This window comes from Pseudomonas tritici (genome assembly GCF_014268275.3).
In the GTDB taxonomy this organism is placed as follows: domain Bacteria; phylum Pseudomonadota; class Gammaproteobacteria; order Pseudomonadales; family Pseudomonadaceae; genus Aquipseudomonas; species Aquipseudomonas tritici.
Genome location: NZ_CP077084.1, coordinates 3,462,999 through 3,482,140 on the forward strand (window position 1 = coordinate 3,462,999; position 19,142 = coordinate 3,482,140).

Here is a 19,142-nt window from a genome sequence, read left to right on the forward strand (position 1 = left end):
CGATTGAATCTGACACAGGCAACAGGCCGTTTACTTCATGCCCCTGACCATCAACGGCCCGCGAAAACGCGCCACGCGTTACTTGATCACATCCTTGAGTGCCTTGCTGCCGATTGCACTCGGGCTGGTCATCCTGCACTGGCAAGCCGAACGCACCCTGCAGCAAAGCACCGCCCAGACAGCCCAGGAAGCCGTGCGCCAATTCGACTTGATGCTCGATAACACCGCACTCGCCGCCCAGGCCTTGCTGCCTTTGGCGGGGCAACCTTGTGACAACAGTGCACAGTTGGCCCTGCGCGAACAGGTCACGCGTCGGCCGTTTGTGCGCGCGACCACCTTGTCCTGGCAGAAAAATATCTATTGCAGCTCGCTGTTTGGCGATAACTACGCGTCACCGGTCAACCCGGATGACTACGTCGACGGCCGCTTATGGTTGATGAATGGCAACCCGGTGACGCCGGATACCGCTCTACTGGTTTACCGGTTGGTCGACGGCGACAAGGCCGCTTTTGCGTCGATTGATGGCTATCACCTGACCAACGCGCTGCGCTTGATCAGCCGTTACGCCTACCTGGTCCTGCAAGTTGGCCCAAATTGGCTAGGGGCTGATGGCAAGGTGCTTAACACCGCCACACCCGTTTTTGCGGTGGCGCATCATCAGCTGGTATCCGATCGCTATCACTACAGCGTCACCGCTGGCATGCCGGCAGGTGAAGTGTGGCGGTACATGCAGGCCCGGTATGCGGCGTTGTTCAGCCTGGTGGTGTTCTTTGGCGTGCTGGCGGGCGTATTGGCGCATTGGCTGCAAAAGCGCTCTTCAGCGCCGACCCAGGAACTGCAACGGGCGCTGGGCGCCAATGAATTCATTCCGTATTTCCAGCCAGTGGTGCGCGGCGATACGCGCGAGTGGGCCGGCTGCGAAGTTTTGATGCGCTGGCAACACCCGAAGGAAGGTCTGGTGCGTCCTGACCTGTTCATCCCCCTGGCCGAGCATTCGGGCCTGATTGTGCCGATGACCCGCGCCCTGTTGCGCCAGACCGCCGCGCAACTGTCGCCGCACGCCGCGCGCTTCAGCCCTGGCTTTCATATCGGCGTAAATATCACCGCACGCCATTGCCAGGACCTGGCGCTGGTGAATGACTGTCGGGAGTTTCTCGCCGCCTTCCCCGTGGGCCAAGTGACGCTGGTGCTGGAACTGACCGAACGTGAGTTGATCGAGCCCAGCGATATCACCCGGCGCTTGTTCGACGCGCTGCATGAACTGGGCGTGATGATTGCCATCGACGACTTTGGCACCGGTCATTCCAGCCTGGGTTACTTGCGCAACTTCAATGTCGACTACTTGAAGATCGACCAGAGTTTTGTCGCCATGATCGGCGCCGATGCACTATCACGGCATATTCTGGACAGCATTATAGAACTGTCTGGCAAGCTCGACCTGGGCATCGTTGCAGAGGGTGTGGAAACCGCTCAACAGTGTGATTATCTAGCCAGTCAAGGTGTGGATTTCCTGCAGGGCTATCTGTTCGGAAGGCCTTTGCCCTGCGATGAATTTATTAAATCCCTAGCCAGCCATTGAATAGCCACACACTCTATGCCCTGAAATAATGTTATTTAGACAAAAGACATGATTTACTCGCAGCGGATTAACTACTACAATTTTTCCTGCCTGTGCAGAATTCGCAGGACGACTTCTTTCTTGGGTCGCCTTAAAGCGCTTGGTTTATAGCTTTGTCTGCAGTTGATATCAGCCAACACCATTATTGGAGTACAGATTTTGTCCAGACTCGCCGAATTTCGCGCAGCAGAAAAGGCCCTTCAAGAGCAGCTTGCCCAGCTGGAATCCCTGAAGAACGACGCCGGCCTGAAGAAAGAAATCGAATTCGAAGAAAAGCTTCAAGCCCTGATGAAGACCTATGGCAAAGGCCTGCGCGACATCATTTCCATCCTTGATCCAAACCCTGGCAAGTCCAGCGCTGCTGCCGCTACCGCACCAAAACAGCGCCGTGCACGCGTGGTCAAGGTTTACCAGAACCCACACACCGGTGAGCTGATCGAAACTAAAGGCGGGAACCACCGTGGCCTCAAGGCCTGGAAAGAACAGTACGGCGCCACCACTGTAGATTCCTGGCTGCGCGGCTGATCACACCGCACTAACAAAGAGCCCCGCTTATGCGGGGCTTTTTTATTTCAACGGTTCGAAATCGAACTTAAATAACGTTTCATCATGTTCATAATCGATGGGCATTACATACTTAAAGTTTCAGGCTATCGCGCACCGAACTGACTTCGTCCTTGCTTGCCTCGTATGCATTCGCCTGCCCCGCGTATGAAAAAACATACGCCTTATCGGCATCAACCGCCCCGACCAATGTTTGCGAAAGCACGTGACGCCCGTTTTCGGTTATCACACAGGTAGTTTCCAGCGCATCAAGACGGCTCAATGTTGTAGGGCGCATCTTGCTGCACACACTTTGATAACCGCCCTGGGCAAAATCTTTCTGAATCGACTTGCGCATCTCCAGCAGTACACCTTGAAGATTAACCTTGTGCCCCGCCTCAATCGGCGTGCCGGTCAACTCCATGACCATCAAGGTCGCGCCGTTTTCATCGTTCTTGATCGCCCGTTGCCGAGAGACAGGCTGAGGTTTACCGGGCGCGTCGCCATCGGGCGTCACCTCTTCGATTTGCCAGCCGCTGGGCCAATGAATCTCAGGGTCGGCCGCCAATACGAAAGGACTGCCCAACAGCAAACACACAGCGCTCAACAACGGTTTACGAAGTTCGATCATTGCGAAAAACACCCAAGGTTCAAGCGCCAAAGTTTGAGGCCCTGCCCCACTGGTCGCAAGGCCTGTGTGGCCTTTTTCATTTGGCGCGCGGCGCAGGCCTTGCGTATCATGCCCTGGCTGCAAGGATGCCAGCCGCAAGCCAAGGACCTGCTCACATCTTAGAGCCGCGTTTGCCCCATTTTTTCTGGAGGGCCCATGAGCCTGCACGAACTGAACACTTTCCCGGGCGTCACTGCCCAACCTGACACCGCCACCACGAACTTCGTGTTCAACCACACCATGCTGCGGGTCAAGGACATCACCCAGTCGCTGGACTTCTACACGCGCGTCCTGGGCTTTTCGCTGGTTGAGAAACGCGACTTCCCGGAAGCCGAATTCAGCCTGTACTTCCTGGCCCTGGTGGACAAATCCCAGATCCCGGCCGACGCTGCCGAACGTACCCAGTGGATGAAGTCGATCCCAGGTATCCTGGAGCTGACTCACAACCACGGCACCGAAAACGACGCCGACTTCGCCTACCACAACGGCAACACCGACCCGCGTGGCTTTGGCCACATCTGCATCTCGGTACCGGATATCGTCGCGGCCTGTGAGCGTTTCGAAGCCCTGGGCTGTGACTTCCAGAAGCGCCTGAGCGATGGCCGCATGAAAAGCCTGGCATTCATCAAGGACCCGGATGCGTACTGGGTTGAGATCATTCAGCCAGCGCCGATGTAAACAAAAAAACCCCATGATCGCTCATGGGGTTTTTCATTTCCGGCCCGGGATTTACGCCGGCGCGGAAGTACGTATCAAGTGATCGAAAGCACTCAGTGAAGCTTTGGCGCCCTCGCCCACTGCGATCACAATCTGCTTGTAGGGCACAGTCGTGACGTCGCCGGCAGCAAACACACCTGGCAATGAAGTCTCGCCACGCGCATCGACGATGATCTCGCCGCGAGGCGTCAGCTCGACAGTGCCTTTGAGCCAATCGGTGTTGGGCAGCAAACCGATCTGCACGAAGATACCTTCGAGGTCGATAGTCTTAAACTCGCCGCTGTCGCGATCCTTGTACGCCAAGCCGGTGACTTTCTGGCCATCGCCTTTCACTTCACTGGTCAGTGCACTGGTGATCACGTCAACGTTCGGCAGGCTGTAAAGCTTGCGCTGCAACACAGCGTCGGCGCGCAACTTGCTGTCGAACTCAAGCAAGGTGACGTGGCTGACGATCCCGGCCAAGTCGATGGCCGCTTCAACGCCGGAGTTACCGCCGCCGATCACTGCCACACGCTTGCCCTTGAACAACGGGCCATCGCAGTGTGGGCAGAAACACACGCCTTTAGCCTTGTATTCCTGCTCGCCCGGCACACCCATTTCCCGCCAGCGAGCACCGGTGGCCAGGATCACGGTTTTGGACTTGAGCGTCGCACCGCTTTCGAAGCGAATCTCGTGCAACTCACCGGCGTTTTTCGCAGGGATCAGGCTGCTGGCACGCTGCAGGTTCATGATGTCCACGTCGTACTGACGCACGTGGGCTTCCAGGGCGCTGGCCAGTTTCGGGCCTTCGGTTTCCTGTACCGAGATAAAGTTCTCGATGGACATGGTGTCCAGCACCTGCCCACCAAAACGCTCAGCCGCCACGCCGGTACGAATGCCTTTACGTGCGGCGTAGATCGCAGCCGCAGAACCGGCCGGGCCACCGCCGACGACAAGGACGTCAAAGGCGTCTTTGGCGCTGATTTTCTCGGCGGCCTTTTCGATACCGCTGGTGTCGAGCTTGGCGAGGATCTCTTCCAGGCCCATGCGGCCCTGGCCGAAGTTCACACCATTGAGGTACACGCTCGGCACTGCCATGACCTGGCGCTCGTCGACTTCAGCCTGGAACAACGCGCCGTCGATAGCGACGTGGCGGATGTTCGGGTTAAGCACAGCCATCAGGTTCAGCGCCTGGACCACGTCCGGGCAGTTCTGGCACGACAGCGAGAAGTACGTCTCGAAGCTGAACTCGCCTTTAAGGGCGCGAATCTGTTCAATCACTTCGACACTGGCCTTCGACGGGTGGCCACCGACTTGCAGCAGGGCCAACACCAACGAAGTGAATTCATGGCCCATGGGGATACCGGCGAAACGCAGGCTGATCTCGGCACCCGGGCGGTTGATGGAGAACGAAGGCTTACGCGCATCATCGCCATCGGTTTTCAGGGTAATCAGCGTAGTGAGGCTGACGACGTCCTGAAGAAGGGCAAGCATTTCCTGGGATTTCGCACCGTCGTCGAGAGAGGCAACGATCTCGATCGGCTGGGTGACCCGCTCCAGGTATGACTTCAACTGAGCTTTAAGATTGGCGTCCAACATACGGGCGATTTCCTTGAATTCTGGGTATAAAAAAACGCCCGAGCGAATCTCGCCCGGGCGTTTTTGAGGGCGGTTGCAGCTTACTGGGTAGGTGCGGAATACCGCCCTTGAGGCTTCACAGACTTAGATCTTGCCGACCAGGTCCAGGGACGGAGCCAAAGTGGCCTCGCCTTCTTTCCACTTGGCTGGGCACACTTCGCCTGGGTGGGCAGCTACGTACTGAGCGGCTTTGATTTTGCGCAGCAGCTCGGAAGCGTCACGGCCAACACCACCGTCGTTCAGCTCAACGATCTTGATCTGACCTTCTGGGTTGATCACGAACGTACCGCGGTCTGCCAGGCCAGCTTCTTCGATCAGTACGTCGAAGTTGCGGGAGATGGTCAGGGTTGGGTCGCCGATCATGGTGTACTGGATTTTGCCGATGGCTGGCGAAGTGTTGTGCCAGGCAGCGTGGGCAAAGTGGGTGTCGGTGGAAACGCTGTAGATCTCGACGCCCAGCTTCTGGAATTCGGCGTAGTTGTCAGCCAGGTCTTCCAGTTCGGTTGGGCAAACGAAGGTGAAGTCGGCTGGGTAGAAGAACACAACGGACCATTTGCCTTTCAGGTCAGCGTCGGTCACATCGACGAAGTTGCCGTTTTTGTAGGCGGTCGCTTTGAACGGTTTTACTTGGCTGTTGATGATAGGCATCGTTGACTCTCCGTCAGGGTTTGTAGAAGGGCTTAGTAAGTTGATGAAGTGAATCCTACCGACTCTCTCTGACGATGGCTCATTGGCAAACCTCATGCTGACGATTGGTTTTCCCTATCAGGTGACTGTATTAATAGAAGAAATCTCAAAGCAGCGGTTGCGTCGCCAAAGTCATGCCTAGAAAGGGCGTCGCTTCAACATAGCGCATGGCAGATTTCATGTCGCTCCAGCCGACGTAACTCATCAACGACTTCAAATCCCAGCCACTGCGATGCGCCCACGTGGCAAAGCCTCGGCGCAATGAGTGGCTGGTGTATTGCTCGGCGGGGATGCCGGCGCGTTCCAGCGCCTGGCGCAACAATGGAATCACGCTGTTGGGGTGCAACCCCTCCGCCCCGAGGTTGCCCCAGCGATCAATGCCGCGAAACACCGAGCCACGCACCAGGGCCGAGGCACTGAGCCATTCACTGTAGGCTTGCACCGGGCACAAACGCAGCAGCGCCGGGGTGTGATAAGTCTTGCCGAGGTTGTCGCGGTCGCTTTTGCTGCGCGGTAGATAAAGGCTAATGCCGGTACCCGGTGTGGCCTGCACATGCTCAATATCGAGGCGACACAGCTCATCGCTGCGAAAGCCACGCCAGAAACCCAACAGAATCAGCGCAGTATCCCGCTTGGCACGCAGCAACCGGGGCTGATCCTGTGCCTGGGCTGCCTCTTTCGCGTCGACCTCAAGCGAAGCAACCACCTGTTCCAAATGCTTGAGCTGCAACGGCTCGGCTTGCTTCTCCTGCGCTGGGTGCACGGCACGAATGCCCTTGAGCACCTTGCGCACCACCGGTGCTTTGGTCGGGTCGGGAAACCCCTGGCTCGTATGCCATTGCGCCAACGCCGACAGGCGCAGCTTCAAGGTGTTGACGGCCAACACGCCTGCGTGAGCGACCAGGTAGCGCGCCACGCTGTCGCTGGTCGCAGGCAGGAACCCGCCCCAACTCACTTCAAAGTGCTCGATAGCGGCGCGATAACTGCGTCGCGTGTTGTCGCGGGTGGCGGCGTTGAGATAACGATCGAGATCGCTCATAGAAGGCCTATTCGTACTGCTGGCAGGTGTTTTCGCGGATAAAACGCTGATGACACGGGATAATACGCCAATATCCCATCTGTTAATTCATGATTTTCAACAAGTTTTAATGCATGATATAGTACGTAAATACATACTACGTACCACGGCACTAAATCGACGGAGACCCCATGGCTCGCGGCGGCATCAATAAAGCAGTAGTTCAAACGGCACGCCTGGCGATCATCGCCCGCGGCGAAAACCCCAGCATCGACGCGGTGCGTATCGAAATGGGTAACACGGGCTCTAAAACCACGATTCATCGGTATTTAAAGGAGCTGGACGAGAGCGAAACCCGCCTCACCATCACCGAAGCGCCGATCGACGATGAGCTTGGCGAGCTGGTGGCGCGGCTGGCTCAACGCCTGAAGGAGAAAGCCCAGGAGCCAATCGATCTGGCCCTGGCGCAATTCGAGCAGCAGAAAGCCGCCCTGCTCGCCCAGATCGAAGACCTTGAGGAGGCTCACAGCCAACTCAAGCAACAATTCGATATCCAATCCGCGGCCCTGGCAGAAGAAAGCGCAGCGCTGCAAACGGCCAGCACCAGCCTGCAGACCGAGCAAACCCGTAACGCCGGGCTGAGCCAGGCGTGCAGCGATTACGAGCTACGGATCAACGACAAGGACGAACAGATTCGTTCGCTGGAAGAAAAGCACCTGCACGCCCGCGATGCCCTGGAGCATTACCGCAATGCGATCAAGGAACAGCGCGAACAGGAACAGCGCCGCCACGAAGGGCAGCTGCAACAGGTACAGGCCGAATTGCGCCAGGCCCAGCAGAGCGCGATGGTGCGCCAGGATGAGATCACCCAACTGCATCGCGACAATGAGCGACTGTTGATCGAACATCGCGTGACCGCGAAGGAGCTGGCTGCGCTGCAAGAACAATCGCGCAAAGACCAGGCTCAGCAGCTCCAACTGAGCGAGCAGGTAAGCCTGATTGAAAGCGAACGCACCCTGCTTCAGGAGCGTCTGCGGGTTGCCGTGCTGGAGAGCCAATCACGCCAGGAAGCGTTGACCGAACACCAGCACACCAACAAAACCCTGGAACTGGACCTGATCAAGGCCCAGGCAAGCATTGAGGCATTGCGCCTGGCCGCCGCCATTGCAGCGGCGCCAGAGGCAACACCCGAGGCTTGATCAGTTCGCCACTGGCGTGCGCATGGTGACGAACTCTTCCGCCGCCGTGGGATGCACGCCGATGGTCTCATCGAAATGTTGCTTGGTCGCGCCCGCCTTGAGCGCAATCGCCAGGCCCTGGACGATCTCACCGGCATCCGGGCCGACCATGTGACAACCCAGCACCTTGTCGGTGTCGGCGTCGACCACTAACTTCATCAGGGTCTTTTCCTGACATTCGGTCAGGGTCAACTTCATCGGCCGGAAACGGCTTTCGAAGACCTGCACCTTATGGCCCTTCTCTTTCGCTTCTTCTTCGCTCAGGCCAACCGTGCCGATGTTTGGCAGGCTGAATACCGCGGTCGGGATCATCGCGTAATCCACAGGGCGATATTGCTCCGGCTTGAACAGGCGCCGCGCCACGGCCATGCCTTCGGCCAGGGCAACCGGTGTCAGTTGCACGCGCCCGATCACGTCGCCGATGGCCAGGATCGACGCTTCGGCGGTCTGGTACAGATCATCCACTTCAACGAAACCGCGCTTGTCGAGTTTGACCCCGGTGTTTTCCAGCCCCAGATTGTCCAGCATCGGACGCCGACCTGTGGCGTAGAACACGCAGTCAGCCTCCAGCACGCGACCGTCTTTCAGCGTGGCTTTGAGGCTGCCATCCGCTTGTTTGTCGATGCGCTCGATGTCGGCATTGAATTGCAGGTCCAGGCCGCGCTTGGTCAACTCGTCCTTCAGGTGCGTGCGCACCGAACCGTCGAAGCCGCGCAGGAACAGGTCACCGCGATACAGCAACGAGGTCTGGGCGCCCAAGCCGTGGAAAATCCCAGCGAATTCAACCGCGATATAACCCCCGCCAACCACCAGCACGCGCTTAGGCAACGCTTTGAGGAAAAACGCCTCATTGGAGCCAATCGCGTGTTCACGCCCTGGAATCTCCGGAATCTGCGGCCAGCCACCGGTGGCGATCAGAATGTGTTTGGCGGTAAAGCGCTCACCGTTGATTTCCACCTGATGCGGATCAACCAGGCGCGCATGCCCCTCATGCAGGGTCACGCCGCTGTTGACCAGCAGGTTGCGGTAGATGCCGTTCAGGCGGTTGATTTCACGGTCTTTATTGGCGATCAGGGTCGCCCAATCAAAGTTCGCTTCCCCCAGAGACCAGCCAAACCCGCTGGCCTGCTCGAAATCTTCGGAAAAATGTGCGCCGTACACCAACAGTTTTTTCGGCACGCAGCCGACGTTGACGCAAGTACCACCCAGGTAGCGGCTTTCCGCCACGGCCACCTTGGCACCAAAGCCAGCGGCAAAACGCGCTGCGCGAACACCGCCGGAACCGGCGCCAATTACATACAGGTCAAAATCGTAGGCCATTTCACTCTCCTCGGCAGGACATCAGCATACCGACTTAGATGGGGCTGAAAAACGAAAAAGCCACCCGAAGGTGGCTTTCTCTTACAACAGACGGGCTAACGTGGATCAGTAAGCCTTGCCGGTCTTGTAGAAGTGCTCAAAGCAGAAGTTGGTCGCTTCGATGTAGCCTTCAGCGCCGCCGCAGTCAAAACGCTGGCCTTTGAATTTGTAGGCGATCACGCAACCATCTTTGGCTTGCTTCATCAGGGCGTCAGTGATCTGGATCTCGCCGCCTTTACCTGGCTCCGTTTCTTCGATCAGTTTGAAGATGTCCGGCGTCAGGATGTAACGACCGATGATCGCCAGGTTCGACGGCGCATCTTCAGGGGCTGGCTTCTCGACCATGTCACGAACGCGGATCAGGCCGTCGCCAATGTCGTCACCGGCAATCACGCCGTATTTGTTGGTTTGCGATGGATCGACTTCCATGACCGCAACAATGGTGCAACGGTATTTCTGGTACAGCTTGACCATTTGGGTCAGCACGCCGTCGCCGTCGAGGTTCACACACAGGTCATCCGCCAGTACCACAGCGAACGGTTCGTCACCGATCAGCGGGCGACCGGTCAGGATAGCGTGGCCGAGGCCTTTCATCTGAGTCTGACGGGTGTAGGAGAACGAGCACTCGTCCAGCAGCTTGCGGATGCCGACCAGGTATTTCTCTTTGTCGGTGCCTTTGATCTGGTTTTCCAGCTCGTAGCTGATGTCGAAGTGATCTTCCAGCGCGCGCTTACCACGGCCGGTCACAATGGAGATTTCGTTCAGACCGGCATCCAGTGCCTCTTCGACGCCGTACTGAATCAGTGGCTTGTTCACCACCGGCAGCATCTCTTTGGGCATGGCCTTGGTCGCTGGCAAGAAGCGAGTGCCGTAACCGGCTGCTGGGAACAAGCATTTCTTGATCATATGGGTCCTTACAAAGGGCTGTGCGTACGGAATTCGGCGCAGTCTAATGAGGCCGCAGGCACCTTACAATGGGTCCTGCTGGCGTTGCGATGTCATCATAGAGAAAAAATGTCAGCGTAAGTTCCGCTGGTCTTGTGAAGAGGGTCTCCACCGACACGGCAAAAAACGCCTGCACCTCAGTGTTTCTATGGGCTGCATCCTTTTTAGCATGCTTTTGCGATCAGGACACTGACCTAGAATAACTTGCCCGGCCCTGCAACATTTGGCGCTATCATTACGCCCTTGAACCACACGACGAGATTGATAGATGTCAGAACCCAAAGGCGTAAACGGCTACCTGATCACGCAGCGAGCGGACGGTTGGCACCTGATCAATTTCCACGGCGACAGTGTCGCCGGGGCCTTCGCCACCGAAAGCCAAGCGATTGCGGTAGCCGAAGTATTTGTGGATGAAGCGGGTCACGCGTCGAGCAAACGGCCGAAAGGCAAGTAAGTTCCGCTGCGCTGCGCATGAAGCCCCGTTGTACGGGGCTTTTTTGTGGGCACCTATAAAGGGTTGTTGCGCAGTAACAAAGCGACACTGGACAGTGTTGCACCAATGATCCTGTAATCCTATTCTTACAGCCCTGATAACAACTAAAAACCCATCCAAAACTGTTTGTAGTTAATGTCTTACAGGCAATTATTGATTTTTGGCAAAATGCCATACCCCTCTTACAAGCGGTCATATGATAAGGCTACGCAACTAAGCGAATTAGACGATTTAATTCTTTTAACACAAGCCTGACAATGGCCCAAGTTCGAGCGTAGCCGCCATTTGCAATACAAGTAATTGGAAGATCCGATACTTTATCTGCAATGCGATCAGCGCCGAACTGAGTGCCCCGCACGTTTTAGATTAAGACGCGACGGTGGGTCCACGCCTGCCTGCAGGGTTTCTTTGTGACGGTTACTTATAGATGGGTCTTTGCTGATGAAAAATGAAATGAAAACTGCGCTGTTGTCTATTGGGCTGTTGGTCGGCTCGATGTCCGGTGCCCAGGCGGCAGATGGAACAATTACGTTTACCGGATCAGTCCACTCGGGTGCCTGCTCCATCAAACCTGAATCAGTCGACCAGACCATTCCCCTAGGGGCGATTGCCAAGCATCAACTGCAAGCGGGCGGTTCCTCCAACCCTCGGAGCGTGCTGATTAAACTGGAAGGCTGTGACCTGACGGGTCTTACGGATAACACCGTGACCACGACCTTCACCGCCGCGCCGTCTTCTGCCGTTCCAGGCGGAATCGGCACCGTCGGCGGCGCCGGCAACATCGGCATCATGATGACCCACGGCAACACCCCCGTTGAACTGGGTGTTCCCACCACGCCTCAAGGGATTGTGGCCGGGGACAACACGCTGGAGTTCGGCGCTTATGTAAAAGGTGGCGCCACGGGTGACATCGTCCCAGGTGATTTCAGCGCCGTCACCAATTTCACCCTGGCTTATCAGTAAGCGCTTCCCCCGCCACCTCAGTGGCGGGGGAATCTGATGGGAGATAACGGTGAAAACATTCATAAGCGTCGCACTCGCCTCTTCTCTGACGATGTTCATCAGTCCAGGCGTTGCCGGGCAGGTACCCACCCAAGGCGATGGCATCGTCACGTTAAATGGAGAGGTCATTGACTCTGCGTGCGGGCTGGAATTGGCCAGCGCCGATCAATCCATCGAGATGCCTCCCGAACCCATCGGTCGCCTGTTGCGCAATACCGTAGGCGCACCTCACCCCTTCCAGTTGCGCCTGGTCAATTGCTCATTAACTCGCCCTGACCCGTCGCGCCCCGGTGAAACCCTGCCCGACTGGCAGCACCTGCGCGTCACGTTTGACGGCGCTCGCGATAGAGAAGGTCGCTCTTTCACGGCTTTCGGTGATTCGCAAGGCGTCGCGTTTCATATCTGGGATTCAGCAGGTCAGGAAAGTGTCCCAGGTGTGCCAATGGGCTTACACCCATTAAAGGAAGGCGACATGACACTCGACTACACGCTTCGTCTAGTCGGCAACGGACTGCCTTTGGTGCCGGGCGCTCATCTTGCCGCTGTGCGGTTTGAGTTGGAATACTTTTGAACAGTGATGGATTGCCTTCATGTTGAATGCGTCGAAAATCAAACATGCGTTGCGTCCAGGTTTCTTCGGCGGGGTTATGTCGCTCGCCGGGACTGCATTGGGCGCCGGGGATATCGAGTTTAATACCGACGTGCTTGATCTCAGTGATCGCACCAATATTGACTTGTCCCAGTTTGCGCGCAGCGGATTTATCCTGCCGGGCACCTACGCCATGGTCGTGCAGCTCAACAGCCAGCCGATCGCTGAGCAGTCGGTGGCATTTTACCCCCCCGATAACGACCCCAAAGGCAGCCAGGCCTGCTTATCGTCCGATATTGTCGAGCAACTGGGCCTGAAAGCGTCTGGAGACGCAGAGCGCTTGTGGTGGAGAGGCGGCGAATGCCTGGATATTCAAAGCTTGCCAGGCATGGAGGTCAGCGGAGATCTGGCGACCTCTACGCTGAACATCAACCTCCCCCAAGCGTACCTTGAATACAGCACCATCAATTGGGATCCCCCCTCGCGTTGGGATGATGGGGTGCCCGGGCTGCTGATGGACTACAACGTAACGGCCCAGTCCACCTACCAAAAGCATGAGCAGGCGAGAAACAATTTCTCCGGCAACGGCACGCTGGGGGCTAACGCCGGCGCTTGGCGGCTGCGGGCGGATTGGCAGGGGCGCGTCGACAGAGACCGCGAAAATGCATCCAACCAGCCGAAGCTGGAGTGGAGTCGTTATTACGCTTATCGCGCCATCCCGGCACTGAAGGCGCGCCTTATCGTTGGCGAGGACTACCTGTATTCGGACCTGTTTGACAGCTTCCGGTATACCGGCGCCGCGCTCAACTCGGACGAAAGCCAGTTACCTCCCAACCTGCGTGGTTACGCACCGGAAGTTGTCGGAGTGGCTAAAACCAACGCCAGGGTCATCATCAGCCAGCAAGGGCGTGTGCTCTATGAAACGCTAGTGGCGGCAGGCCCCTTTCGGATCCAGGACCTCAATGACGCCGTCAGTGGCAGGCTGGATGTGCGGGTGGAGGAACAGGATGGCTCAGTGCATAGCTTCCAGATGGATACCGCCGGTGTTCCTTACCTGACCCGCCCTGGCCAGGTGCGCTACAAACTGGCGGCTGGCCGCCCATCGAATCTTCATTACAACGCCGATGGCGATTTTTTTGGCAGCGGCGAGTTCTCGTGGGGTGTCAGTAATGGCTGGTCGCTGTATGGCGGCGCAATAACGGATAACAACTACCACGCATTGTCTGTGGGCGTTGGGCGTGACTTGTTGATGTTCGGTGCGGTCTCGCTGGATGCCACTCAGTCCCACGCCACGCTATGGAATCAAACATTGGCGGGTAAATCCTACCGCCTTCAATACTCCAAGCACTTTGAACAGTACGACAGCCAGATTACTTTTGCAGGTTATCGCTTTTCCGAAAGGAATTACTTAAGCATGAGCGAGTACCTGGATGCTCGCCATTATGGATTGAACGGCGAACTTTCCGGGCGTAACGAGCGCGACAGTAGTTGGAAACCCATTGGCGACAGCAAGGCACTGTACACGGCGACCGTTAATAAGCAGTTCCGTGACTTGGGCGCCACCGTGTATGCAAGCTACAACAAACAAACTTATTGGGCACGGCCCGCGACGCAGCGCTGGAACTTATCAGTAGCACGTTATTTCAATGTGGGCAGTATCAAGAATATGAGTGCGTCCCTGAATGTATACCGTACGCTTGACTACAACTATAAGGATAACGGCGTGACGTTGTCGGTCAGTCTGCCCCTGGGCCGCACCGGCACACTGGCCCTGGACGCCAGTCGAACCGCAGGTAAGAACGCGTTATCCACGCGCTACAGTGATCGCCTCGATGAACGTAACAGCTACCAGCTCAGCGTCGGCGATAAAGCGGCCAGTGGGTACCTGAGCCATGTTGGAGATCAGGCAGATATCGATCTGGCAGCCAGCCAACAAGAAGGCAGGTACGCCAGCCTCAGCGTTTCCGCACGGGGTGGTGGCACGCTGACGCCTCACGGAGGGGCACTGCATCGCACCAACAGCACTGGCGGCACCCGCCTGATGGTCGATACCGCAGGCGTACCCGATGTGCCGGTGCGAGGCTACGGCACCCCAACACGCAGCAATGCCTTCGGCAAAGCCGTTATTTCCGATATCAGCAGCTATCAGCGCACAGCGGCCAGTGTCGACCTGGAAAGCCTGCCGGTGAACGTCGAAGCCACGCAGTCCGTTGCCCAGTTGACCCTCACCGAGGGCGCCATCGGATACCGCAGCCTGGACGTGATTGCCGGCGAAAAAGCCATGGCGGTTGTGCGTCTGGCGGATGGCAGCACGCCGCCGTTCGGCGCGACGGTGAAGAATGCGCGGCAGCAGGACACCGGCATTGTGAATGACGGCGGCGCGGTCTACCTCAGCGGTATCCAGGCCGGCGCGCAAATGACCGTGAGCTGGGGCGGCGCCGAACAATGCGTGCTCACCCTCCCCGACACCTTACCCGCCGATGGCTTGACCGACACCCTGCAACTGGGCTGCCGGACGGTCGCCAGTGAACAGACCTCGCCCGATCCAGCAGCGCTGACCGACAACAGCATCGAAACGGAGAACACATCCTCATGAACATTCGTCTCTCACTCCCCGCCCTCACATTGCTGGCCGTAGGCTTGAGCCCGTGTGCCAACGCCGCCGTCGGCCTGGACCGTACCCGCGTGATTTTTGATGGAGGCAAAAATGCCACCAGCGTCAACATCACCAACAACAATACCCAACTGCCGTATCTGGCCCAGGGCTGGCTGGAAGATGAAGAGGGAAAAAAGATCACCTCGCCCCTGATCGTGTTGCCGCCGGTTCAACGTCTTGAGCCGGGCAAGCAAAGCCAGGTCAAGGTACAGGCGTTGCCCGCTGCAAATTCGCTGCCACAGGATCGCGAAACGGTTTTCTACTTCAATTTGAGGGAAATTCCGCCACGCACCGACAAGGCCAATACCCTGCAAATTGCGCTGCAGACCCGCATCAAGTTGTTCTACCGGCCCCAAGCCATTACCCCAAGCCAACAAGACTTGTCCAACCCCTGGCAGGAAAAGCTCACCCTGACCCTCGAAGGCGAGCGATACACGGTGAATAACCCCACGCCGTACTACGTGACCCTGGTGGATGCGCGCAGCACCAAGGACGGCAAAACCGTGGCGGGCTTCGAGCCACAGATGGTGCCACCCAAAGGCGCGCTGACCTTGGGCCCCACCGCCGCCGCGCTCGGCACCACGCCTTATTTGTCCTACGTCAACGACTACGGTGGACGTCCGCTGCTCGCCTTCACCTGCAGTGGCAACACGTGCAAAGTCAACGCGCCTAATGAGTAGCGCCTGCTGCCGGAGAACGTCATGAAGTCGCAGCAAATGAAGGTCTTGGGCGGCCTGCTACTGGCCTTGTTGCAAAGCGCGCAGGCGGCAGACGTCGAAGGGATGAATGGAATGTTGAATATTTCCGGGACGATGCATGAAACGCCCTGCAGCCTGGAAATGACATCGCTTCATCAAACGATCGACCTGGGTGCAGTGTCAGCCAGTCAACTGCAACGGCCAGGAGACCAGGCAAGGCCGGTGGCCTTCGAGGTGCGGTTTACCGATTGCCATCGCACGGCCGGCAGCATCCGCAGCGAACGTACGGGAAACCTGGCCTGGAGTGCTTTCCAACCGGTGTTGTCGGTGACGTTTCTGGCGCCGGCTGATGCCGATGATCCACGCCTGGTCAAGGTTCAAGGGGTTTCCGGCATGGGCCTGCACTTGACCGATGCACTGGGACGAGATGTGCAACTGGGTTTCAGGGGTGAACCCTTGTTCCTGCCCTTGGGCAGTAACACCCAGGTCTGGACTGTCAGGCCGACGCGCACCTCCGCCTCGCTGACCAGTGGCGCCTTTCGGGCCGTGGTGGATTTCAGGCTCAATTATGAGTAAGGGCATAACGATGGCTAGGACAACCGGCTCGCGGGCCATTCTTATCATGGGCGGCCTGCTTTGGGCCGTCAGCCTCAGTGTGCAGGCCAACACCAACCTGACCATCCGCGCGGTGATCATCGCGCCGCCACCCTGTGTGATTAATGGGGGCAACACGCTGGATGTGCCTTTTGGCAATGACCTGCTGACGTCCCGGATTGACGGCGTTAACTATCGTAAAAATGTGCCTTATACCGTCACCTGCGACTCCCCCTTCAGCAATGCGCTGACCCTTCAGCTCAGGGGCACGGGTGCTGCGTTTGACAGCCGTGTGCTGGTAACCCGCAAAACTGACCTCGGCGTCAAGCTGCTCGTCAATGGCAGTGACTGGCCATTGAATACTGTGGTGAATTTTACCTACCCGAATTTTCCGGCTGTGCAGGCGGTACCTGTCAAACGCGCGGGCAGCCAACTGACCGGGGGGGCATTTGATGCAGCCGCCACCCTGGTGATCGATTACCAATGAAGCCGCTTATCAATAAAGAGAAACGATCAATGACATTCAGGCCACGCCACGCGTTGCTCGCCTTGTGTTGCATCAGCCTTTGCAGTGCTGCGTCGGCGAACTTGACGTTCAGCGGAACGCTCAACGAGCCGCCCCCCTGCACGATTGACGCGGGCAGCACGATTGAAGTCGATTTCGGGGATATCGGCACCAAGCTGATCGATGGTGTGAGATACCGCAAAGGCGTTGGCTACACCATCAGTTGCGGCGCGACCACGATGCCCTGGCTCCTGAAGTTGAGCGTTAACGGTACAGCAACGACGTTTGACGCATCGGCGGTGCAGAGCAGTGTGCCTGAACTGGGTATCCGCTTGTTCCAGAACAATGTGCCGTTTCAACTCAACACGCCACTGGATATCACCCTCTCGTCGCCGCCGGTACTGGAAGTGGTCCCTGTGCAACGGCCGGGCGCAGTCCTTGCCCCCGCACGGTTTACGGCAGTGGCCACATTGCTGGCCGAATACCAATAGGAGTCGGGCGTATGCCATATCAAAGGGTTCATGAGCGCCGGCCCCACGCTGGGTTGGCACTCCTGCTTTGCTTCGGCCTCATTCCCACGGGGCATGCCGTGGATAACCTGAGGTTCAAGGGCAATCTGGTTGAACAGGCCTGCACGATCCGCCCTGGCGACGAGGCCATCGCGCTCGAACTTTGGGACGTGACCAGTAAGCACCTCTACATCAACACCCGCACGCAGGGTAAGGGGTTCAGATTGCACCTGGAGGCGTGCGACACCGCAATTGGCAAGACAGTGACCATCACCCTGGGCGGTAGAGAAAACATGGCGCTGCCTGGGTTGTTCGCCCTGGATGGCGGAAGTATTGCTGCCGGTATCGGCGTTGGCATAGAGACGCCGGACGACAAGCCTTTGCCCCTCAATACCCCCAGTGATGAACAGGTACTGAGCAATGGCAGCAATGTGATTGAACTCAAGGCTTATGTAAAAGGCGAGCCAAATGCGATCAGGGATCAGACGATCGGGCCTGGCGCCTACACGGTGACCTCGACCTTTACGCTGGACTATCCATAACAGCCCTGGACAAACCTCACATCTCTAACCGACGCCAGTGCCACCCCGAACTGAATGTTCACCGGGCACTGCCTGGAGAGATGCGCAACGAGAGAGAAAGATGAAACGACTTTATGCAGCCATGGTGCTTCTCGTCTTGATTGGCGTGACCTCAACCGCGAATGCAACCGATTGCCGCGTGAATGGTGGGCCTTGGATATTCGTCGGCTCCGGCGGGACACTCAACTTGCAGGTCCCCGTGACCGTCCAACTGGGTGCGGACAAAACCCGAATAATGCTCGAAGGGGTCAGGCTGGAATGTCGATTTTCCCACTACGGCGGTAGCCAGCCCTGGTATACCGACTACTGGGCAACGTCGGCAAGAGTCGGGCCCGCCTGGGTGCCTGGACCCAAATTCACTAACCAAGGCACGGGGCTGCGGATCAACGGCAGTTTCTACAACACCCCCATTCCAAATGGTATCCGGACGACGACCATGCTGAACAACTCCGTCGGCGTACCGGTCAATGTCACCCCCTACATTTTGGTCCGTAACAATCCGAGTAACCCTATCGATATCCGAGTCGGAGATGTGCTGGGGCGGCTCAATCTCGACCAGACAAATAACTACAATTCCGGCAGTTCAACGCTTGCGCTGACATATACCGCGGCCAACAATTTCTCCATCTCTCCGTCAACGTGCACGATTAACAATAACAACCCGATCAATATAGACTTCGGCACCGTAAACCAGCGGGCAATTGGCACCGACCCGCTCACAACGCCCATCCGCAGCAACCGCAGGCTCACCTACTCCTGCCCGAACGCCGGCATCACCACACCGATCACCATCACGTACAAAGGCAACCCGTCGTCGTTTGACACACGCCTGCTGGTAATGACCAACCCGAACGTCGGTACGGCGCTTGTGCGAGCGGGATCCGCCGTGCAAGTGAACGGTAGGTTCCTGACCCAGATCACCAACAGTGTCGGCGGCGACGATGTGACGTTTGCTTTGGTACGGCGAGCGGGTTCGTTGCCTGCCGCTGGAACCATAAGCGGGAGCGGCGTACTCGTGATGGGGGTGCCATGACCTGCGCCAGACACTGAAGTCCAAGGCATTTATGCCCAACCCAAGGGTGCGCAGTCGCGGAGTACATTCT

The 19,142-nt window shown here is 57.5% G+C and carries 20 protein-coding genes; 14 read left to right on the forward strand and 6 right to left on the reverse strand.

What is annotated here, in order from left to right; genetic code table 11:
• Positions 1 to 37: 37 nt before the first annotated feature.
• The gene (locus HU722_RS15425; RefSeq protein ID WP_065873049.1) at positions 38 to 1,579 is read left to right on the forward strand and encodes an EAL domain-containing protein; all 1,542 of its coding nucleotides are present in this window, start codon (positions 38 to 40) and stop codon (positions 1,577 to 1,579) included.
• Positions 1,580 to 1,777: 198 nt separating this feature from the next.
• Positions 1,778 to 2,143 (forward strand): histone-like nucleoid-structuring protein, MvaT/MvaU family, encoded by a 366-nt coding sequence (locus HU722_RS15430; RefSeq protein WP_065873048.1) that lies wholly within the window; start codon positions 1,778 to 1,780, stop codon positions 2,141 to 2,143.
• A 112-nt stretch (positions 2,144 to 2,255) separates the two neighbouring features.
• On the opposite strand, the gene HU722_RS15435 is transcribed toward HU722_RS15430, so the two are convergent.
• Positions 2,256 to 2,792, reverse strand: a complete 537-nt coding sequence (locus tag HU722_RS15435) for a DUF4946 domain-containing protein (protein ID WP_065873243.1) — start codon at positions 2,790 to 2,792, stop codon at positions 2,256 to 2,258.
• A gap of 195 nt (positions 2,793 to 2,987) precedes the next feature.
• Here HU722_RS15435 and gloA point away from each other — a divergent pair, with 195 nt between their 5' ends.
• Positions 2,988 to 3,509 (forward strand): lactoylglutathione lyase, encoded by a 522-nt coding sequence (gene gloA / locus HU722_RS15440; protein ID WP_065873047.1) that lies wholly within the window; start codon positions 2,988 to 2,990, stop codon positions 3,507 to 3,509.
• 51 nt (positions 3,510 to 3,560) lie between these two features.
• Here the strand turns inward: gloA and ahpF are convergent, their stop codons facing one another.
• The 3 genes from ahpF to HU722_RS15455 all read right to left on the reverse strand — a co-directional run bounded on the left by ahpF (position 3,561) and on the right by HU722_RS15455 (position 6,891).
• Entirely contained in the window at positions 3,561 to 5,126 is a 1,566-nt protein-coding gene (gene ahpF / locus HU722_RS15445; protein WP_065873046.1) for an alkyl hydroperoxide reductase subunit F, read from the reverse strand.
• Positions 5,127 to 5,249: 123 nt separating this feature from the next.
• Entirely contained in the window at positions 5,250 to 5,813 is a 564-nt protein-coding gene (ahpC, locus tag HU722_RS15450) for an alkyl hydroperoxide reductase subunit C (RefSeq protein WP_003173835.1), read from the reverse strand.
• Positions 5,814 to 5,958: 145 nt separating this feature from the next.
• Entirely contained in the window at positions 5,959 to 6,891 is a 933-nt protein-coding gene (locus HU722_RS15455) for a site-specific integrase (protein ID WP_065873045.1), read from the reverse strand.
• Positions 6,892 to 7,061: 170 nt separating this feature from the next.
• On the opposite strand from HU722_RS15455, the gene HU722_RS15460 reads away from it, so the two are divergent.
• Positions 7,062 to 8,069: a DNA-binding protein gene (locus tag HU722_RS15460; RefSeq protein WP_065890955.1), complete on the forward strand. Its 1,008-nt coding sequence runs from the start codon at positions 7,062 to 7,064 to the stop codon at positions 8,067 to 8,069.
• On the opposite strand, the gene gorA is transcribed toward HU722_RS15460, so the two are convergent.
• Both gorA and galU read right to left on the reverse strand, forming a co-directional pair.
• Positions 8,070 to 9,428, reverse strand: a complete 1,359-nt coding sequence (gene gorA, locus HU722_RS15465; RefSeq protein WP_065873043.1) for a glutathione-disulfide reductase — start codon at positions 9,426 to 9,428, stop codon at positions 8,070 to 8,072.
• Positions 9,429 to 9,533: 105 nt separating this feature from the next.
• Positions 9,534 to 10,373: a UTP--glucose-1-phosphate uridylyltransferase GalU gene (galU, locus tag HU722_RS15470; protein ID WP_046068218.1), complete on the reverse strand. Its 840-nt coding sequence runs from the start codon at positions 10,371 to 10,373 to the stop codon at positions 9,534 to 9,536.
• Positions 10,374 to 10,680: 307 nt separating this feature from the next.
• Here galU and HU722_RS15475 point away from each other — a divergent pair, with 307 nt between their 5' ends.
• The 10 genes from HU722_RS15475 (at position 10,681) to HU722_RS15520 (ending at position 19,072) form a co-directional block, all read left to right on the forward strand.
• Entirely contained in the window at positions 10,681 to 10,866 is a 186-nt protein-coding gene (locus HU722_RS15475; protein ID WP_049713265.1) for a hypothetical protein, read from the forward strand.
• Positions 10,867 to 11,358: 492 nt separating this feature from the next.
• The gene (locus HU722_RS15480) at positions 11,359 to 11,868 is read left to right on the forward strand and encodes a fimbrial protein (RefSeq protein WP_065873242.1); all 510 of its coding nucleotides are present in this window, start codon (positions 11,359 to 11,361) and stop codon (positions 11,866 to 11,868) included.
• Between the two features lie 49 nt (positions 11,869 to 11,917).
• Positions 11,918 to 12,478, forward strand: a complete 561-nt coding sequence (locus HU722_RS15485; protein WP_065880547.1) for a fimbrial protein — start codon at positions 11,918 to 11,920, stop codon at positions 12,476 to 12,478.
• A gap of 19 nt (positions 12,479 to 12,497) precedes the next feature.
• Positions 12,498 to 15,092 carry an outer membrane usher protein gene (locus tag HU722_RS15490; protein WP_175406703.1) on the forward strand — a complete coding sequence of 865 codons (2,595 nt, stop codon included), beginning with the start codon at positions 12,498 to 12,500 and terminating at the stop codon, positions 15,090 to 15,092.
• A complete protein-coding gene (locus tag HU722_RS15495; protein ID WP_139113194.1) occupies positions 15,089 to 15,832 on the forward strand; it encodes a fimbria/pilus periplasmic chaperone in 744 nt (247 codons plus the stop codon). Before HU722_RS15490 ends, HU722_RS15495 begins: the two co-directional genes overlap by 4 nt.
• A 21-nt stretch (positions 15,833 to 15,853) precedes the next feature.
• Positions 15,854 to 16,426, forward strand: a complete 573-nt coding sequence (locus tag HU722_RS15500) for a fimbrial protein (protein ID WP_065890954.1) — start codon at positions 15,854 to 15,856, stop codon at positions 16,424 to 16,426.
• Between the two features lie 10 nt (positions 16,427 to 16,436).
• Positions 16,437 to 16,931, forward strand: a complete 495-nt coding sequence (locus HU722_RS15505; RefSeq protein WP_065873039.1) for a fimbrial protein — start codon at positions 16,437 to 16,439, stop codon at positions 16,929 to 16,931.
• A gap of 29 nt (positions 16,932 to 16,960) precedes the next feature.
• Positions 16,961 to 17,440, forward strand: a complete 480-nt coding sequence (locus tag HU722_RS15510) for a fimbrial protein (RefSeq protein ID WP_065873038.1) — start codon at positions 16,961 to 16,963, stop codon at positions 17,438 to 17,440.
• A gap of 11 nt (positions 17,441 to 17,451) precedes the next feature.
• On the forward strand, positions 17,452 to 18,000 hold the full coding sequence (locus HU722_RS15515; protein WP_065873037.1) for a fimbrial protein: 549 nt from the start codon (positions 17,452 to 17,454) through the stop codon (positions 17,998 to 18,000).
• 100 nt (positions 18,001 to 18,100) lie between these two features.
• Positions 18,101 to 19,072, forward strand: a complete 972-nt coding sequence (locus tag HU722_RS15520) for a fimbrial protein (protein WP_065873036.1) — start codon at positions 18,101 to 18,103, stop codon at positions 19,070 to 19,072.
• Positions 19,073 to 19,142 lie beyond the last annotated feature (70 nt).

Bases quoted from the DNA above. Each gene is read 5' to 3' on its own strand.
- HU722_RS15425 (WP_065873049.1), top strand. From the start codon at position 38: ATGCCCCTGACCATCAACGGCCCGCGAAAACGCGCCACGCGTTACTTG.
- HU722_RS15435 (WP_065873243.1), bottom strand. From the start codon at position 2,792: ATGATCGAACTTCGTAAACCGTTGTTGAGCGCTGTGTGTTTGCTGTTG.
- gloA (WP_065873047.1), top strand. From the start codon at position 2,988: ATGAGCCTGCACGAACTGAACACTTTCCCGGGCGTCACTGCCCAACCT.
- ahpF (WP_065873046.1), bottom strand. From the start codon at position 5,126: ATGTTGGACGCCAATCTTAAAGCTCAGTTGAAGTCATACCTGGAGCGG.
- ahpC (WP_003173835.1), bottom strand. From the start codon at position 5,813: ATGCCTATCATCAACAGCCAAGTAAAACCGTTCAAAGCGACCGCCTAC.
- HU722_RS15455 (WP_065873045.1), bottom strand. From the start codon at position 6,891: ATGAGCGATCTCGATCGTTATCTCAACGCCGCCACCCGCGACAACACG.
- HU722_RS15460 (WP_065890955.1), top strand. From the start codon at position 7,062: ATGGCTCGCGGCGGCATCAATAAAGCAGTAGTTCAAACGGCACGCCTG.
- gorA (WP_065873043.1), bottom strand. From the start codon at position 9,428: ATGGCCTACGATTTTGACCTGTATGTAATTGGCGCCGGTTCCGGCGGT.
- galU (WP_046068218.1), bottom strand. From the start codon at position 10,373: ATGATCAAGAAATGCTTGTTCCCAGCAGCCGGTTACGGCACTCGCTTC.
- HU722_RS15475 (WP_049713265.1), top strand. From the start codon at position 10,681: ATGTCAGAACCCAAAGGCGTAAACGGCTACCTGATCACGCAGCGAGCG.
- HU722_RS15480 (WP_065873242.1), top strand. From the start codon at position 11,359: ATGAAAACTGCGCTGTTGTCTATTGGGCTGTTGGTCGGCTCGATGTCC.
- HU722_RS15490 (WP_175406703.1), top strand. From the start codon at position 12,498: ATGTTGAATGCGTCGAAAATCAAACATGCGTTGCGTCCAGGTTTCTTC.
- HU722_RS15495 (WP_139113194.1), top strand. From the start codon at position 15,089: ATGAACATTCGTCTCTCACTCCCCGCCCTCACATTGCTGGCCGTAGGC.
- HU722_RS15500 (WP_065890954.1), top strand. From the start codon at position 15,854: ATGAAGTCGCAGCAAATGAAGGTCTTGGGCGGCCTGCTACTGGCCTTG.
- HU722_RS15505 (WP_065873039.1), top strand. From the start codon at position 16,437: ATGGCTAGGACAACCGGCTCGCGGGCCATTCTTATCATGGGCGGCCTG.
- HU722_RS15510 (WP_065873038.1), top strand. From the start codon at position 16,961: ATGACATTCAGGCCACGCCACGCGTTGCTCGCCTTGTGTTGCATCAGC.
- HU722_RS15515 (WP_065873037.1), top strand. From the start codon at position 17,452: ATGCCATATCAAAGGGTTCATGAGCGCCGGCCCCACGCTGGGTTGGCA.
- HU722_RS15520 (WP_065873036.1), top strand. From the start codon at position 18,101: ATGAAACGACTTTATGCAGCCATGGTGCTTCTCGTCTTGATTGGCGTG.